General features: G+C 46.6%; 15 protein-coding genes. 9 read left to right on the plus strand and 6 right to left on the minus strand.

The annotated features are described in order from the left end of the window. Positions 1-282 precede the first annotated feature (282 nt). Together GOL65_RS17715 and priC are read right to left on the minus strand one after the other, a co-directional pair. A complete protein-coding gene (locus tag GOL65_RS17715) occupies positions 283-1,623 on the minus strand; it encodes a vWA domain-containing protein (RefSeq protein WP_140918155.1) in 1,341 nt (446 codons plus the stop codon). A 112-nt stretch (positions 1,624-1,735) separates the two neighbouring features. Beyond that, positions 1,736-2,272 carry a primosomal replication protein PriC gene (gene priC / locus GOL65_RS17720; RefSeq protein WP_140918154.1) on the minus strand — a complete coding sequence of 179 codons (537 nt, stop codon included), beginning with the start codon at positions 2,270-2,272 and terminating at the stop codon, positions 1,736-1,738. Between the two features lie 215 nt (positions 2,273-2,487). Here priC and GOL65_RS17725 point away from each other — a divergent pair, with 215 nt between their 5' ends. From GOL65_RS17725 to hemH, 9 genes are all read left to right on the plus strand, one after another. Next, positions 2,488-2,868, plus strand: a complete 381-nt coding sequence (locus tag GOL65_RS17725; protein ID WP_140918153.1) for a DUF454 family protein — start codon at positions 2,488-2,490, stop codon at positions 2,866-2,868. A gap of 152 nt (positions 2,869-3,020) precedes the next feature. Further along, positions 3,021-3,572: an adenine phosphoribosyltransferase gene (gene apt / locus GOL65_RS17730; RefSeq protein ID WP_140918152.1), complete on the plus strand. Its 552-nt coding sequence runs from the start codon at positions 3,021-3,023 to the stop codon at positions 3,570-3,572. 76 nt (positions 3,573-3,648) lie between these two features. Continuing rightward, on the plus strand, positions 3,649-5,682 hold the full coding sequence (gene dnaX, locus GOL65_RS17735; RefSeq protein WP_140918151.1) for a DNA polymerase III subunit gamma/tau: 2,034 nt from the start codon (positions 3,649-3,651) through the stop codon (positions 5,680-5,682). A 66-nt stretch (positions 5,683-5,748) separates the two neighbouring features. Next, positions 5,749-6,078 carry a YbaB/EbfC family nucleoid-associated protein gene (locus GOL65_RS17740; protein WP_130593684.1) on the plus strand — a complete coding sequence of 110 codons (330 nt, stop codon included), beginning with the start codon at positions 5,749-5,751 and terminating at the stop codon, positions 6,076-6,078. Beyond that, positions 6,078-6,683, plus strand: a complete 606-nt coding sequence (recR, locus tag GOL65_RS17745; protein WP_140918150.1) for a recombination mediator RecR — start codon at positions 6,078-6,080, stop codon at positions 6,681-6,683. The genes GOL65_RS17740 and recR overlap by 1 nt, the downstream gene beginning before the upstream one ends. A 501-nt stretch (positions 6,684-7,184) precedes the next feature. Then, positions 7,185-9,062 (plus strand): molecular chaperone HtpG, encoded by a 1,878-nt coding sequence (gene htpG / locus GOL65_RS17750; protein ID WP_179038553.1) that lies wholly within the window; start codon positions 7,185-7,187, stop codon positions 9,060-9,062. A gap of 266 nt (positions 9,063-9,328) precedes the next feature. Then, positions 9,329-9,973, plus strand: coding sequence for an adenylate kinase (gene adk, locus GOL65_RS17755; RefSeq protein WP_140918148.1), 645 nt, complete (start codon positions 9,329-9,331; stop codon positions 9,971-9,973). A gap of 90 nt (positions 9,974-10,063) precedes the next feature. After that, on the plus strand, positions 10,064-10,309 hold the full coding sequence (locus GOL65_RS17760; protein ID WP_140918147.1) for a hypothetical protein: 246 nt from the start codon (positions 10,064-10,066) through the stop codon (positions 10,307-10,309). 153 nt (positions 10,310-10,462) lie between these two features. Further along, entirely contained in the window at positions 10,463-11,428 is a 966-nt protein-coding gene (hemH, locus tag GOL65_RS17765) for a ferrochelatase (protein ID WP_140918424.1), read from the plus strand. Positions 11,429-11,500: 72 nt separating this feature from the next. Here hemH and ybaL read toward each other — a convergent pair whose 3' ends face one another. From ybaL to GOL65_RS17785, 4 genes are all read right to left on the minus strand, one after another. Continuing rightward, a complete protein-coding gene (ybaL, locus tag GOL65_RS17770; RefSeq protein WP_140918146.1) occupies positions 11,501-13,198 on the minus strand; it encodes a YbaL family putative K(+) efflux transporter in 1,698 nt (565 codons plus the stop codon). A gap of 221 nt (positions 13,199-13,419) precedes the next feature. Next, a complete protein-coding gene (locus GOL65_RS17775; RefSeq protein ID WP_140918145.1) occupies positions 13,420-14,637 on the minus strand; it encodes an MFS transporter in 1,218 nt (405 codons plus the stop codon). Positions 14,638-14,819: 182 nt separating this feature from the next. After that, complete coding sequence (gene ybaK / locus GOL65_RS17780) at positions 14,820-15,302, minus strand: Cys-tRNA(Pro)/Cys-tRNA(Cys) deacylase YbaK (RefSeq protein ID WP_140918144.1); 483 nt, start codon at positions 15,300-15,302, stop codon at positions 14,820-14,822. A 46-nt stretch (positions 15,303-15,348) separates the two neighbouring features. Next, entirely contained in the window at positions 15,349-16,185 is an 837-nt protein-coding gene (locus tag GOL65_RS17785) for a TraB/GumN family protein (RefSeq protein ID WP_140918143.1), read from the minus strand. Positions 16,186-16,274 lie beyond the last annotated feature (89 nt).

Below are 16,274 nucleotides of genomic sequence, written 5' to 3' on the forward strand. Positions count from 1 at the left end.
CTCAGGCTGCTGATAAACCAAATAAATTAGCACCTACTCATATTCCGACCGTAAAAACAAAGTGCTTATATCTGCATCGGTAATGGTCGGTAAACCATCGGTACTTAGCTGTGGAGTGCGTCGGGCCTAAGCTGCCTACGGGCACTTCGTTGGCTTACGCCAAGTCGACCCCCACGGCACCTTCTCCCTCCGATTGACTATCTTAAGGTACAAAACTCAACCAACAGACTTTGTAATCAATTGGAGATTAGATTACCTAATCTCCGGTGAAAAAAGTGTTACTTAGTTTTTAGATTGCTGTTTTTGTGTCTTATAGGTGCTCTCTTTCATACTCTTACGGGAAACTGCTTCAGACTTGCTATCTAAATCTTCAGATAGCTTTTTATTCTCAACCGCACCTCCGCTGGCTTTAGCTCTGGCTGACGGGCTGCTGACAGAACTGGATAATGCGTCCAGAGTAGAGGCGTTTTGTTGAATAATTCTGTTAGCTTCGTCTTTTTTGCCTTCATCCAGTAATTTAATCGCTTTCTCATTTTCAAGGTTGGCTTTTTGAATTGCCGAGTCAACCACGATCTCTTCCTGAACCGCTTGCTTCACTGCCTGTTCTGATTTGCTGTAAGCAATATCGATACGGTTTTCCAGATTATCTTTTTTGCTGGTTTGTAAGTTGTCGTAGCTGATAACCACATCGGCTAATGGCTTCTTCTCATTCTCTTTGCCTTTAGGCGGAATAACTTCTAGCAGGACATATTTTTCCTGATTGGAGTACAGCTGGTTCATTTTGACCGTAACGTTATTGCCTTTAATATCACCTTCACGGCCCAGTAGACGAACTGGTTTAACGCCGTCTTGCAGACGAATGGTGACAGTCACTTCCTGAGCAACAACCGACATGACATCTTTAAATTCACGCACAAATGCAGCTTCCAGATCGGCCGATTTCTCAACAAAAGCATGGTTGCCATCACTATAGCTGGCCAGAGCGGTCATCAGATCTTCGTTATAGCTGGCTCCTAAACCAATGGTAGTAACGGCGATACCTTGTTTAGCCGCAACAATACCTAAGTCCGCCAGCTCTTTGGTGCTGCTTGGCCCTACGTTAGCCTGACCATCAGACAGCAGAATAATACGGTTTACCTGATCTTTTTTATGGAACTTGTTAACTTCTTTAATGCCTTTGCTGACGCCGGCAAACAGGGCTGTCCAACCCTGAGGGGTGATTTTGTCATTAATGGTTTTAATCAGCTTTTGCTTGTTATTGGCTTTGGTAGCTGGGATAACCACATGGGCATCGTTGTCATAGGCAATAATTGAAATGATGTCATCATCTTTTAGCATATTGATTGCCAGTATTGCGGCTTCACGTGCTTTTTCGATGCGATCGCCGGACATAGACGTAGAGCGGTCAATAACCAATGCCAGATTGATTGGGGTGCGTCTGTCGGTGTCTTGTTTGGTACCCGTCAGTGAAATCTTCAGATAGTTATGCTCCTGTGAGCCTTCCAGAATAATGGGGGACGACAGTTCACTTTTGGTTATGACATAAGGCGTTGGGGTAATCGATGTGGCAAAAGCCGAACCGGATAAAAGGGCCAGGGCAGAAAACAGATACTTTATATTCATCACATAACTCCTGTAATTGGTGGTGTTCCGTCATTATTGGTGAATTAATTTTTGAGTTGTGTGTTTAATGCATAAGAATGTAACAAATTGTAACTTACGCCTGAAGGCGCAATTACAAACCTGATTCCCGACGTTCAATCTGTTTTTCAATTCGTTTAAGAGCCTGCCGACAACGCATCAAACGACCTTCCAGCGCAGCCAGCTCTTTTTGAATTTGCTGCTGAGCCTGTAAAGTAGTTTGCTGAATAAGCTGGCTTTCTTTGTCTCTCAACATCTCTTGCAGACGCCGCTCATAGTCCTGATGCTGGGCCAGGGTTTGGTAAATATCGCTGTTGGTTTTTATCGCCGTAGTATTGCTTTTACGTAGATTGAGGGTTGCCAGTTCACGCTGAAGTGCAGTGATTTGCGCCACGATCCGCTCGGCCAGAAAGGCCACCTGTTCCAGACGATTTTTATCCACTTCCTGTTTTAGCTGCTGCAAATTTTTCTCTACTTCAGTCAGGTAGTGGCTCAGACGTGAGTCGCGCTGGTTAAAAAGCTGGTCGTCAAAACGGGGAGGCATCACGCCAGAGGCCGGGGCATCAGCTATGGCCTGAGCCAGTTGCTGTACCTGATGCTGTAAAGCCTGTAATAAAGCGCCGGTGTTCATAGGCATCCCTGATTGGTGTAAGGTGGCAATAATGTTCAGACGATAGTTTTTGCCGGAGATCGTGATGACATCTTATATCAGCGGGCGTTTGAATAAAAATGGGATAGAGAACTTGGCTGAAATTGCACCGATTGTGCGAGAATGACTATCATTACGTTGGGGTGAGGGCTATTTTTGATTAGACTAGCTTCAGGGTTTTCATAACGGGCGGAATTATGTATCGATGGTTTCTTCTCTGCCTTGGCTGGCTGGCGATGGGGTTAGCCTGTCTTGGCGTTATATTACCAGTGTTACCAACAACTCCCTTTTTACTGTTGGCGGCCTGGTGTTTTGCCCGTTCGTCACCACGTTTTCATGACTGGTTATTGTATCGTTCATGGTTTGGCCCTTATCTACGCCACTGGCAGACCTATCGCGGGTTACCTCCGGGAGCGAAGAGTAAAGCGATTTTGTTGATCGTTATTACGTTTGCAGTGTCATTATGGCTGATCTCATTGCTGTGGGTTAGAGTGCTGTTACTGGCAATTTTGCTGGTGTTGCTAATATTTATGTTGAGATTGCCGGTTATTGATCCATTGCAGCAAAAAAGTGATTAATTCCTTTATTGTGACAACTACCAGTTGCATTTCCTGCGTGCTTTGCATAGATTTGAGCGTTTTTCGCCGCTGTCCCCGCGTTTATTGATGGAAAAATAGACCCCGACACCGGCGTTATGGAATAGAACCGTTAGTTAACCGGGTATATATTTATGACGACGACAGAACAGCAGCTAACGCTGATCAAAGATAGCATTATGACTATCCCTGACTATCCAAAAGCAGGAATCCTTTTCCGTGACATTACTACGTTACTGGAAAACCCGGCTGCTTTTGCCGCAACCATTCAGATGATGGTTGATCACTATAAAGATAAAGGTATTACCAAGATTGTGGGTACCGAAGCCCGTGGTTTTCTGTTTGGTGCTCCGGTAGCCTTAGCATTAGGTGTTGGTTTCGTTCCGGTACGTAAAAAGGGCAAACTGCCTCGCGAAACGCTGCAAGAAACCTATGATTTAGAATACGGCACCGACGTGCTGGAAATTCATACCAGCAGCATTCAGCCAAATGATAAAGTGCTGATGATTGATGATTTGCTGGCAACCGGCGGCACTATTAGCGCTACGGTAAAACTGATTCGCCGTTTAGGTGGTGAAGTAAGCGATGCGGCTTTTGTTATTGAATTACCTGAGCTGGGTGGCCGGGCACGTTTAACCGCTCAGAACGTTGAAAGTTATAGCCTTGTCTCGTTTGACGGTCATTAATCCAGAACAAACGTCGTCGCGAATCATCGGCTGTGGTAAGATGTTTCACCTATTTTAATCGACTTTTCTGGTACCAATGAGCTATCAAGTTCTGGCCCGTAAATGGCGCCCACAAAGCTTTGCAGATGTTGTCGGTCAGGAACACGTTCTGACCGCCATTTCTAATGGTTTGTCCTTAGGACGAATCCATCATGCTTATCTTTTTTCTGGCACCCGTGGCGTAGGCAAAACTTCGATAGCTCGTCTGTTGGCGAAAGGTCTGAATTGCGAAAGCGGTATTACCGCCACTCCCTGTGGTAAATGTGGTAATTGCCGTGAAATCGAAGAAGGGCGCTTTGTCGATCTGTTAGAGATTGACGCCGCTTCGCGTACTAAAGTTGAAGATACCCGCGAATTACTGGATAACGTTCAATACGCGCCAGCGCGTGGTCGTTTCAAAGTCTATTTGATCGATGAAGTTCATATGCTCTCCCGTCACAGCTTTAACGCACTGCTGAAAACGCTGGAAGAGCCGCCAGAGCACGTCAAATTTCTGCTGGCAACTACCGATCCGCAAAAACTACCGGTAACCATTCTCTCCCGTTGCTTACAGTTTCATCTGAAAGCACTGGATGTGGAGCAGATAAAAGGTCAGTTAGATAAAATTCTTCAGGCTGAACACATTCAGTCCGAACCCAGAGCTCTGCAACTGTTAGCCCGTGCAGCGGAAGGCAGTATGCGTGATGCTCTCAGCCTGACGGATCAGGCAATTGCCATGGGTGATGGCGTCGTTGCTACCGAATCCGTTAGCATGATGCTGGGTACACTGGATGATGAACATTCGCTGGCGCTGGTTGAAGCATTAAATCAGGCGGATGGCGAAAAATTGATGTCATTAGTGACTCAGATTGCGGCCAAAGGCGTCGACTGGGAAACTCTGCTGGTGGATATGCTGGCCTTGTTACATCAGGTAGCCATGGTACAGTTATTGCCTTCTGCGCTAGATCCGCTACAGCAAAATGAACAGCGGATGCGTGAGTTAGCACGGCAAATGGCTCCGCAAGATCTACAGCTCTACTATCAGACCCTATTAGTGGGTCGTAAAGAATTAGCCTATGCGCCAGATCGGCGAATGGGCGTTGAAATGACGCTGTTGCGGGCACTGGCTTTTCACCCTAAAGCGGTGATAAAAGTGCCAGAAACAGTAGCGCAAAATACCAGCGCGCCTGCATCTCCGGTTTCCCGACCGACTGTACCAGCTTATGAACCGCGCCACGAATCACAAAGCGTACCTGTTTATACCCCTCGTGATATGCCTACTTCTGCTACATCAGAACCGCCTGCAACAGTAACGACTGTGCCTGTAGCGCAAACGTCAGCTCCGGATCCGCAAGAGGATCAGATCGCGGCAGGTTTGTCAGAAACTACTGCACAGATGTTACAGGCTCGCAATCAACTGCGACGAAATCAGGGGAACCCCGAGTCAAAAAAGGGTGAACCGGCGGCACCATCAAAAGTGAAGCCGGGATCTTCGGTGCTGGAACGTCTCGCTTCGGCAACCGAAAAGGGGGCTGTCGCCCGTAGTAAAGCGCCGTCATCAGCTCCGACCAAAAAAGATAGTTATCGTTGGAAAGCGCAAAACGATTTTGAAGCGGTTAATGAGCCGGTGGCAACACCAAAAGCTTTGCGTTCCGCCCTGGAACATGAGAAAACCCCTGAACTTTCGGCTAAGCTGGCGCAGGAGTCATTAACCAGAGATCCATGGGCGGCAGAGATAAATCAAATGCCGTTGCCTAAACTGGTTCAACAACTGGCATTGAACGCCTTTAAACAACAGCTGTCTGAGAATGAAGTCTGTCTGCATTTGCGACCTTCTCAGCGTCATTTGAATTCGGAGTCTGCTCAGCAGGTATTAGCTCAGGCTATCAGTCAATTAGCCGGACATCCGGTTACGCTGACCATTGTTGAAGATGAAGATATGACGGTTAAAACGCCGCTGGAATGGCGTCAGGCTATTTATGAAGAGAAATTAACTCAGGCTCGGGAATCAATAGCCGCAGATCAGCATATACAGACGCTGTGCCGCTATTTTGAAGCCGAGCTGGATGAAGACAGTATTCGACCCGTATAACCGATCGCCGTGAGCATAGCGAACGACGATGATTGATTTTTACCCATAGCAAAGAGAGAGATAACCATGTTTGGTAAAGGCGGCCTTGGCAATATAATGAAGCAAGCTCAGCAGATGCAAGAGAAGATGCAGCAGATGCAGGAAGAGATTGCAAAGATGGAAGTTACCGGTGAGTCTGGTGCAGGTATGGTTAAAGTCACCGTAAATGGCGCTCATAACTGCCGTCGCGTGGAGATCGATCCAAGCCTGATGGAAGATGATAAAGAGATGCTGGAAGACTTGATTGCTGCCGCATTTAACGATGCAGCTCGTCGTGTTGAAGAGACACAAAAAGAGAAAATGGCTCAGGTTTCTGGCGGTATGCAATTACCCCCTGGCTTTAAGATGCCGTTCTGATGCAAACCAGTCCACTGTTAGAATCTTTGATGGAAGCCCTGCGCTGTTTACCCGGCGTAGGGCCGAAGTCTGCACAACGTATGGCTTTTCAACTTTTGCAGCGCGAACGCAGCGGCGGTATGCGTTTAGCTCAATCCCTGACCCGAGCCATGTCTGAAATTGGTCATTGCCGGGACTGCCGTACTTTCACGGAAGAAGAAGTTTGTACTATTTGCAGTAATCAACGCCGTCAAAATAGCGGCCAAATCTGTGTGGTGGAAAGCCCAGCAGATATTCACGCCATTGAGCAAACCGGTCAGTTTGCTGGTCGATACTTTGTGTTGATGGGGCATCTTTCTCCACTGGATGGTATTGGTCCGAATGATATTGGCCTTGATCGTCTGGAAGAACGTCTGGCATCAGAAAAAATTAATGAAGTGATTCTGGCGACTAACCCAACGGTGGAAGGTGACGCGACCGCTAACTTTATCGCTGAGATGTGCGGTATGTATGGCGTGATGGCCAGCCGTATTGCCCATGGGGTACCGGTGGGTGGTGAGTTAGAGATGGTGGATGGCACCACACTTTCGCATTCGCTGGCGGGAAGGCAGCAGATTAAGTTTTAGATTTAGCTCTGAGATAGTTTCGTCCACCATTAGTCCTGTGCCTGAATCAGCGCTTGTGCGGGTGGCCGAGCAAGAGGCGCTATGGCGAGCGCCTCCTGCACCTCCGCGCCTTCGCACACGAATCCAGGTCGCCTGATGGCGACTGCCTTCCTTCTTCATTCGGGCTTACGCACCGGCGCAGAGCCGCTCCTTACGTCGCTGCGCCTCGACTGACATCCATGTCAGTCGTGCTACCCTCATTCAGTCGTCAGCTGAATTCCAGTGCTCCTGAAGGTCAAAAGCTTAAAATCAAAAGACTAAGGTCAAAATATTAAAGGCGGAGGGACAAAAGCAGCTTCGTTGTTGTTACTTTAGCCGCGGTTATTATGTTTTTTCACCAATAATCTCATCATTCTCTTGAAAAACCTCACTATGATCCCCATCTGTTAACCATTCCCATAGAGTCCAGGGCATGTAGAAATCTGCCTGAGTAAAACCAAGTAATTGAGGTAAGTAATGAGCATGAAAAGTCAGGAAACCAGAGGGTTTCAGTCAGAAGTTAAGCAGTTACTGCATTTGATGATCCACTCTCTCTACTCCAATAAAGAGATCTTTTTACGTGAATTGATATCGAACGCCTCCGATGCGGCAGATAAATTACGTTTTCGTGCGCTTTCTAATTCGGATTTATATGAAGGTAACGGCGAGCTTTGCGTGCGGGTGTCAGTTGATAAAGAGAAACGTACTCTGACGCTGAGTGATAACGGTATCGGTATGACCCGGGATGAAGTGATTGATAACCTGGGTACCATCGCTAAATCAGGAACTAAAGCGTTTCTGGAGTCGATGGGTAGCGATCAGGCAAAAGACAGTCAATTGATTGGTCAGTTTGGGGTTGGTTTCTACTCGGCTTTTATTGTTGCGGATAAAGTAACTGTTCGTACTCGTGCGGCGGGTGCAGCAGAAGATCAGGGCGTTTTCTGGGAATCTGCAGGCGAAGGTGAATACACCATTACTGATATCAGCAAAGCCGATCGCGGTACTGAAATTACTCTGCATCTGCGTGAAGGTGAGGATGAGTTTCTCGATGACTGGCGCGTGCGTTCCATTATCAGTAAGTATTCCGATCACATTGCTTTACCGGTAGAAATTCAGACTACTGAAGAGAAAGAGGGTGAAGAGCCAGTTGTTACCTGGGAAAAAATTAATAAAGCTCAGGCACTGTGGACCCGCAATAAATCAGAAGTGACTGACGAAGAGTACAACGAATTCTACAAGCATGTTTCCCATGACTTTAGCGATCCGCTAGCCTGGAGCCACAATCGGGTAGAAGGTAAGCAAGAGTATACCAGCCTGCTGTATATTCCTTCTCAGGCTCCGTGGGACTTATGGAATCGTGACCATAAACACGGTCTGAAACTGTATGTACAACGCGTATTCATTATGGATGACGCCGAACAGTTTATGCCGAACTATTTGCGCTTTGTTCGCGGCTTGATTGACTCTAATGACTTACCGTTAAACGTATCTCGTGAGATTTTGCAAGACAATCGTATTACTCAAAGCCTGCGCAGTGCCTGTACTAAGCGAGTTCTGCAAATGCTGGAAAAACTGGCTAAGAATGATGCTGACAAATATCAGCAGTTCTGGCAGCAGTTTGGCCTGGTGTTGAAAGAAGGCCCGGCAGAAGATGGCGCTAATATTGAGACCATTGCCAGCCTGTTGCGTTTTGCCTCTACTCATAGTGACAGCGATGCGCAGACCGTTTCTCTGGCTGATTACATCGGTCGTATGCAGGAAGGTCAGGAGAAGATTTACTACATTACCGCGGATAGTTACGCAGCGGCGAAAAACAGCCCACATCTGGAACTGTTCCGTAAGAAAGGCATTGAAGTTCTGCTGTTATCCGATCGCATTGATGAGTGGATGATGAGCTATCTGACCGAGTTTGATGGTAAATCTTTCCAGTCGGTTAGCAAAGCTGATGAAGCACTGGATAAACTGGCGGATGCGGAAACCGAAGAGCAGAAAGAGGCTGAAAAAGCGCTGGAACCTTTTGTTGACCGTACCAAAACGCTGTTAGGCGATCGGGTAAAAGAAGTTCGTCTGACTCATCGCTTAACCGATACTCCGGCTGTGGTGACGACTGATGCTGATGAAATGTCGACTCAAATGGCTAAATTGTTTGCCGCCGCAGGTCAGAAAGCGCCAGAAGTTAAATATATCTTTGAACTGAATCCGGACCATGCATTAGTTAAGCGCGCATCAGAAGTTACCGATGACGCAACGTTCGGCGAGTGGATTGAATTACTGTTAGATCAAGCGCTACTGGCAGAGAAGGGCAGTCTGGACGATCCAAACAGCTTTATCCGTCGTATGAACCAACTACTGTTGAAGTAATGATGACAGAACGTTAGCAGTACAAAACAGGCCGATAGTCCATGTCGGCCTGTTATTTTTTACTCATTTGAAAACCATACGGGCAATAAAACCGGTAAGAAATTCAAAAATAGTATATTTATTTCAGTAAGTTAATATGTGTTTTTGTTTGTCAGGGCCTTTATCTCTGCGCAATCTGCCTCTTGAGCATCCTGACGTAGGGTGATAAGGTTCGCTGGTTTTCCATAATTTATATATAAAAGCTAAAATTCTAGGGGATTTACGCAATGCGTATCATTCTGCTTGGCGCTCCCGGCGCCGGTAAAGGCACTCAGGCTCAATTCATCATGGAGAAGTACGGTATTCCGCAAATCTCCACCGGCGACATGCTGCGCGCAGCAGTAAAAGCAGGATCTGAATTGGGTAAGCAAGCAAAAGAACTGATGAATGCCGGTAAGTTAGTGACCGATGAACTGGTTATCGCTTTGGTGAAAGAGCGTATCGCTCAGCCAGATTGTAAAAATGGCTTCCTGCTTGACGGGTTCCCTCGCACTATTCCTCAGGCAGATGCGATGAAGGAAGCGGATATTCAAGTTGATTACGTGCTTGAATTTGATGTTCCGGATGAAATCATTGTTGAACGCATTGTTGGTCGTCGTGTACATGCTGCTTCTGGCCGTGTTTATCATATTAAATTCAACCCATCTAAGGTTGAAGGTAAAGATGATGTTACCGGTGAAGAACTGACTATTCGTAAAGACGATCAGGAAGATACCGTGCGTAAACGCCTGGTGGAATACCATGCGTTAACCAAGCCACTGATTAATTACTACAGTGCTGAAGCAAAAAGCGGCAACACCAGCTATTTCAAAATCGACGGTACTCGTAAAGTAACCGAAGTTAGCGACGAACTGGCTAAAATTCTGGGATAATTCCTGAATGATTTGAAGAACAAAGGCGACTCAGGTCGCCTTTGTTGTATATTAAACTGGATGTGTGTCAGATAATTTAAGGATAAATTAATGGCTCAATATATTCGTCTGCTGATCGTTGTCGTATTGTTAGCCGGTACCAGCGCATGCAGTTCCGATTCTGAAGACGGACTAACGGAAGCGTTACCCGAGGTGTCGTCTTGTGTATCCCCTGAAGAAGATGATAGTACCGCTGACTGCGTTAATTATGCTGATCCGAATGAACGTTATAGTAGTGATTCTGTTGGGGTACAGGATGCGGTGGCAGATGCTGCAGTAGCTGATGCCGTCAATTAAATTAACCTCAGACTATCGCAACGGGTGTCATAATCAATCAAAACAGGACAGCAAGTCGTTGAGCGAGCCAGTATAATCTTAACTATTCGCTGCTAACCATTATCCCAGGAAATTATGTCATCAGAATTCATAACAGATCGCACTAATTCCCCGCTGAATCAGCCTAAAACAGGCATATTACTGGTTAATTTGGGTACGCCTGATGCGCCAACTGCTGCGGCGGTAAAACGATATCTAACCCAATTTTTACAGGATCGCCGGGTTGTCGATCTTAATCCACTGATATGGTCGTTGATACTGAAGGGTATCATTCTGCCGCGTCGGGCTCCCAGAGTGGCGAAACTCTATCGTGAAGTATGGATGGAGGAAGGTTCCCCACTATTGGTTTACAGCCAACGCCAGCATCGAGCATTGGCCGCTCGTTTACCACAGGTGCCGGTAGAGCTGGCAATGACCTATGGCTCTCCTTCCGTTAAGCAGGCTCTCGACCGACTCCAAAGCCAAAATATCAAGCGGCTGGTGGTCTTACCGCTCTATCCACAATACTCCAGTTCAACAACAGCAGCTGCCTGGGATGCGCTTTCAGCCGAATTGGCTAATCGTCGTGACCTGCCAGAAATTTCGTTTATTCGTGATTACGCTGAACATCCTTTATATATTGCGGCATTAGCGCGTTCTATTCAGATGTCGTTCGAACTTTATGGCAAACCAGATTTGCTGTTGTTCTCTTATCACGGCATTCCACAGCGCTATGCGGATGAAGGTGATGATTATCCTCGACGCTGCGAAGCGACGACTGCTGCTGTTGTTACGGCTCTGGGACTGAAGCCTTCACAGTACAAAATGACTTATCAATCGCGCTTTGGTCGTGAAGTCTGGTTAAAACCCTATACCGACAAAACCATGCGGTTGCTACCTTCGCAGGGCGTTAAATCCATACAGGTAATTTGCCCGGGCTTTGCGTCGGACTGTCTGGAAACCATTGAAGAGATTGAACAACAGAACAGGGCTTTCTTTCTGGAAAATGGAGGAGAGAGCTATCACTATATTCCTGCATTGAATGATAGTGCTGACCATATCGATTTATTTGAGGCCTTGGTTACTGAACGCCGATTGTAGCTAATGGTGTATAAAATAAAGGCCAGTGCGTGCCAAACGGCAGGTCACTGGCCTGATAGTCATGGTAGAAGATTAGATCGGGCAGCCTTCCATAATGGTATCTTTTTTACTTTCTCTGTCCTGCTTTAGCTCATCAAGCATGCCTTGCGCAATTTCACGCTCACCCATAATCACATGGTTTGCACCACGCTCCGAAATGTATTCCACTTCGTCATCATAATGGGCGCGGGCAATAATCATCAGGTCAGGGCGTTGAGAACGGGCATAAGCCACAATCTCACCAGCCTCATAACCATTAGGCGTGGTCACCAGCAGACAGCTGGCGCAGTCCAGTCGTGCCAGTGTCATAATTTCATGATTACCGGCATTACCCAATACGGTACTGATATCCCGCTCCCGCAAAATTTCTACTCGTGACAGCGAATTCTCAACCACCACTAATGGAATATCTTTATCGTGCAGGCGCTCGCAAAGAATATTACCAACCCGGCCATAACCAACCAGAATCACATGATTACACATATCCACCGGAACCTGTGCCACTTCTTCTTCCACCACTTCTTCAATAATTTGATCTTCAATGGTTTCAGTTTTCGCCAGATATTTCCCAATCAGGTTAAACACCAGTGGGTTAAGCAGAATAGAAAGAATTGCACCGGCCAGAATTAAACTCTGACCATCTTTGTTCAGAACCCCTAACGCAACCCCCATACTTGCCAGAATAAAGGCAAATTCCCCAATTTGCGCCAGACTGGCAGAAATGGTCAGCGCGGTACGTTTTGAATGGCCAAACATACGTACAATCAGGAAAGCAGCGATAGATTTACCCAGTACGATAATCACTAATGTACCGAGTACGGCTAATGGTTGATAGATGAGCGTCATTGGCTCAAACAGCATACCGACGGAAACGAAGAACAGTACCGCAAACGCATCGCGTAACGGCAGGGTGTTTTGTGCAGCCCGGTGGCTCAGCTCAGATTCGTTAAGCACCATACCGGCAAAGAACGCGCCAAGGGCAAACGAAGCACCAAACAGCTGTACAGAGCCGTAGGCGATTCCCATAGCGATAGCCAGAACTGAAAGGGTAAACAGCTCGTTAGAGCCGGTACCGGCGCTTTTTGCCAGTAACCATGGCACTACCCGACGGCCCACGACTATCATCAGTACGATAAAGGCAATCACTTTACCAAGGGTTATGCCCAAAGAAATGGCCAGGTTGGTAAAGTCACTGTGTCCTTGCTGCATAATGCCAGTGATTGCGGGTAATAATACCAGCGCCAGCACCATGGCTAAATCTTCTACAATCAGCCAGCCAATTGCTATTTTCCCCCGCTGGCTTTCAATCAGTTGTCTCTCTTCGAGCGCTCGTAATAGCACCACGGTACTGGCGGTAGAGAGACAAAGCCCAAACACGATACCCGTCATCATATCCCAGCCTAATCCATAAGCCAGGCCCATACCGAGTAGTGTTGCGACGGCTATTTGCACAATAGCGCCAGGAATGGCGATCTTTTTAACTGAAAGAAGGTCTTTGAGCGAGAAGTGCAAACCTACACCAAACATCAGCAGGATAACGCCAACTTCGGCTAACTGATGGGCTAGGGCTTCATCAGCGACAAATCCTGGAGTGTGTTTACCTGCGACAATCCCTGCAATCAGATACCCTACCAGAGGGGAAATTCGCAGACGATTAGCAATGAGGCCGAAAATAAAGGCCAGTACCAGGCCTCCGGCAATGGTGGTAATGAGTGGTGTAGAATGATCCATCAACGCTCCTTTTTGTTGTGGGGGAAAAGGGGACGTTTTAATTTTATGGTATTTATCGTACTTTTGCTTGGGAATATTTGCTATTTATGAAAAAAAGTATCAATTAATTACTGAATCGATTAAAGAGAGGCGTTTATACAATATTGAACCATTATCATCATGCTCCATAAGGTTTTTCCCTGCGCAGAAAAATTTTTTCTACGCAGGAGTCAGCCAGATTACTACACCTTATGCTCAATATTTGGTAACAGAGCGGTCAAAATACCCAGCAGAGGAAGGAAAGCACATATATGGTATACCGTCTCGATGCTGGTCTGGTCAGCTACATATCCTAGTGCTGCGGCTCCCAGACCTCCCATGCCAAAAGAGAGGCCGAAGAATAAACCGGAAACCATACCTATTTTCCCCGGAATCAGCTCTTGTGCATACACTAAAATGGCGGAAAAGGCAGAAGCCATGACCAGACCAATAATCACGGTCAAAATGCCGGTCCAGTAGAGTGATGCATAGGGTAAAATGAGGGTGAATGGCGCTGCACCAAGGATAGAGGCCCAAATAACATATTTACGCCCAATCTTATCACCAACAGGCCCGCCAATGATGGTTCCGGCGGCAATAGCAAATAAGAAAACAAACAAATGTATCTGAGCATTTTGCAGAGTAACGCCAAATTTATGCATCAGATAAAAGGTGTAATAACTACTTATGCTGGCCAGATAGAAATATTTTGAGAAAATCAGTGAAAGTAGAATAAACAGCGAAAAGGCAATGGTGCTATTGGGCAGTTTCTGTGCAGTTGACGGTCGTAATGGTTTTCCGCCATTACTGCGTTGCTGAGCCTGATACCAGCGACCGATTTGTAATAACACCACAATAGCCAGTAAAGGCGCGATAGCGAACCAGGTTAATGTGCCTTTGCCATATGGGGCAATAAATGCTGCCGCCAGTAGAGGCCCCAGCGACGCGCCAAAATTGCCTCCAACCTGAAAGATCGACTGCGCCATGCCGTGGCGACCACCGGAAGCCATGCGGGCAACCCGCGATGATTCAGGGTGGAACACTGAAGAACCTGTACCAACCAGCGCAGCAGCTAATAAAACCATATGAAAGTTTGAGGCATAAGCCAGCAATATCAGGCCAACCAGGGTAAATGCCATTCCCACCGGCAGTGAGAAAGGTTTAGGGTGTTTATCAGTATAGAGCCCGATTAACGGCTGTAATAATGAAGCGGTTAATTGGTAGGTCAGTGTAATTAAGCCTATCTGACCAAATGACAGTGAAAACTCCCCTTGTAGCATCGGGTAGATAGCAACAATCAGCGATTGCGTCATGTCATTAAGCAAATGGGAAACGCTGATAGCGCCTAATATGCGAAATGATGTCTTGCGTGAATTATCCACTGCGGGTGGCAATGTATCGGTACTGGTTTGATTTGTCATGGTATTCGTTACTTTTGCTAAAGATGCCCTGGAACATAGCCCTAACCCAAAGCACAACCGATAAAGCCCAAAGCTGGACTTTATCGGTTGTGCTTATGTTAAATGGGTGTGAAGCCAGTATAGCGTGGTGGCGGTGAGCAATAAAAGCGTTATTGTGTGCTAAATAGCCATGTTGCCGAGGACTAACGACCTTCGGCTGCAATAGGGGCGAAAGTGGCAGAGGTCAAATGACACAGGTCTGCTGGTGCCAGTTCAATATCTAACCCACGTTTTCCACCAGAGATATACATGGTAGGAAACGCTTCTGCTCCCGCATCGATAACAGTAGGCAGTCTTTTCTTCTGCCCCAGTGGACTGATACCACCAATCAGATAGCCGGTAACTCGCTGGGCCTGCATCGGGTCGGCCATTTCTACTTTTTTAGCCGACAGCGCTTTGGCCATTTTCTTCAAATCCAGCATACCGGAGACTGGTACCACCGCTACGGCTAACTGTTTGATGTCACCATTTATGCTGACTAACAGGGTTTTGTACACGCGTTTAGCATCCAGACCCAATTTATTTACCGCTTCATCACCAAAATTGGTTTCGTTAGGGTCGTGATCGTAAGGATGCAGTGTATGACTTACTTTTTGTTTTTTTAACAAATCAACGGCGGGTGTCATAGAAAATACCTTTCAAGCTAACTATCAGTAAAATCAAAATAATGGGTTAAATTTGAGTGGCATTATCATAACTTGTAACGCCAGCATTTTCTTTTAATAGCTGTAGCAAATTATGTTCACCAAACAGGTGTAAGGCTCCAACCACCACCACATATTTTCCTTTCGGCAAAGCCAATAGTTGCCGTTCCCACTGGCGATTACGATCGGCAACCATCAAATCGTAAAGATCGCCGCTCATACCATAGGGTAAGCTAAGGGGCGTATTGCTGGGATGTTGATTTAACCACCAGCCAACCATGATTTGCATCAGCTGTTCGTTATCCTGCCAGTGAGTCAGTGAATCCTGCAATAAGGGCATACCATTATTGGGAAGCTGTTCTAAAAGGTCGAGCTGCTTTTGGGCGCCTTCCAGTTCAATAATCGGGATATCATGCTGGTTTGCCAGCTGTATTACCTGATAGTCAATACCATACTCACCTTGAAGGCCAAACTGTTGAGCCTGGGTATTTTGTAATACCAGTGCTGCCTGCCAACCTGATTCCGTGGCGATATGCTTAATGTCGAGTTTTAGCTGCTGGCTGATTTTAGTCAGTTCCAGATACTCTGGCTCACTTAGCCGTTCAGAGAGATGGGGATAATCGCTACGGCCGTTAAAATTAACCGGTTTGGAGATATCGACTTCAACAATTATTCCATCAGCCTGTTTTAACTGTTTCATCAGGGAGGCAGGGAGGGGAGACATATCTTTAGTTCCCATATGAATACTCCCTACCAGATGCAGTTGGCTACCGTTGGGCATCGCCATATCATAAGCCGGATAAGCACAGGCCAGCGGCGGCGCTAAACCCAAAATAATAGCCAGTTTTCGCAAAGTTTTAATCATTAGCACTCTCAAACAGGAATGACATAAGTTTATTAAGCATTAGCTTTGGAGGTTAATCAACAACAGGGTGATATTTCTTGTTTTTCCTG

This window comes from Limnobaculum xujianqingii, assembly GCF_013394855.1.
Lineage (GTDB): Bacteria > Pseudomonadota > Gammaproteobacteria > Enterobacterales > Enterobacteriaceae > Limnobaculum > Limnobaculum xujianqingii.

Coding starts and splice junctions, on each gene's coding strand:
- GOL65_RS17725 (WP_140918153.1), top strand. CDS start 2,488: ATGTATCGATGGTTTCTTCTCTGCCTTGGCTGGCTGGCGATGGGGTTA.
- priC (WP_140918154.1), bottom strand. CDS start 2,272: ATGAACACCGGCGCTTTATTACAGGCTTTACAGCATCAGGTACAGCAA.
- GOL65_RS17775 (WP_140918145.1), bottom strand. CDS start 14,637: ATGACAAATCAAACCAGTACCGATACATTGCCACCCGCAGTGGATAAT.
- adk (WP_140918148.1), top strand. CDS start 9,329: ATGCGTATCATTCTGCTTGGCGCTCCCGGCGCCGGTAAAGGCACTCAG.
- recR (WP_140918150.1), top strand. CDS start 6,078: ATGCAAACCAGTCCACTGTTAGAATCTTTGATGGAAGCCCTGCGCTGT.
- ybaK (WP_140918144.1), bottom strand. CDS start 15,302: ATGACACCCGCCGTTGATTTGTTAAAAAAACAAAAAGTAAGTCATACA.
- dnaX (WP_140918151.1), top strand. CDS start 3,649: ATGAGCTATCAAGTTCTGGCCCGTAAATGGCGCCCACAAAGCTTTGCA.
- htpG (WP_179038553.1), top strand. CDS start 7,185: ATGAAAAGTCAGGAAACCAGAGGGTTTCAGTCAGAAGTTAAGCAGTTA.
- GOL65_RS17740 (WP_130593684.1), top strand. CDS start 5,749: ATGTTTGGTAAAGGCGGCCTTGGCAATATAATGAAGCAAGCTCAGCAG.
- GOL65_RS17715 (WP_140918155.1), bottom strand. CDS start 1,623: ATGAATATAAAGTATCTGTTTTCTGCCCTGGCCCTTTTATCCGGTTCG.
- GOL65_RS17785 (WP_140918143.1), bottom strand. CDS start 16,185: ATGATTAAAACTTTGCGAAAACTGGCTATTATTTTGGGTTTAGCGCCG.
- GOL65_RS17760 (WP_140918147.1), top strand. CDS start 10,064: ATGGCTCAATATATTCGTCTGCTGATCGTTGTCGTATTGTTAGCCGGT.
- ybaL (WP_140918146.1), bottom strand. CDS start 13,198: ATGGATCATTCTACACCACTCATTACCACCATTGCCGGAGGCCTGGTA.
- apt (WP_140918152.1), top strand. CDS start 3,021: ATGACGACGACAGAACAGCAGCTAACGCTGATCAAAGATAGCATTATG.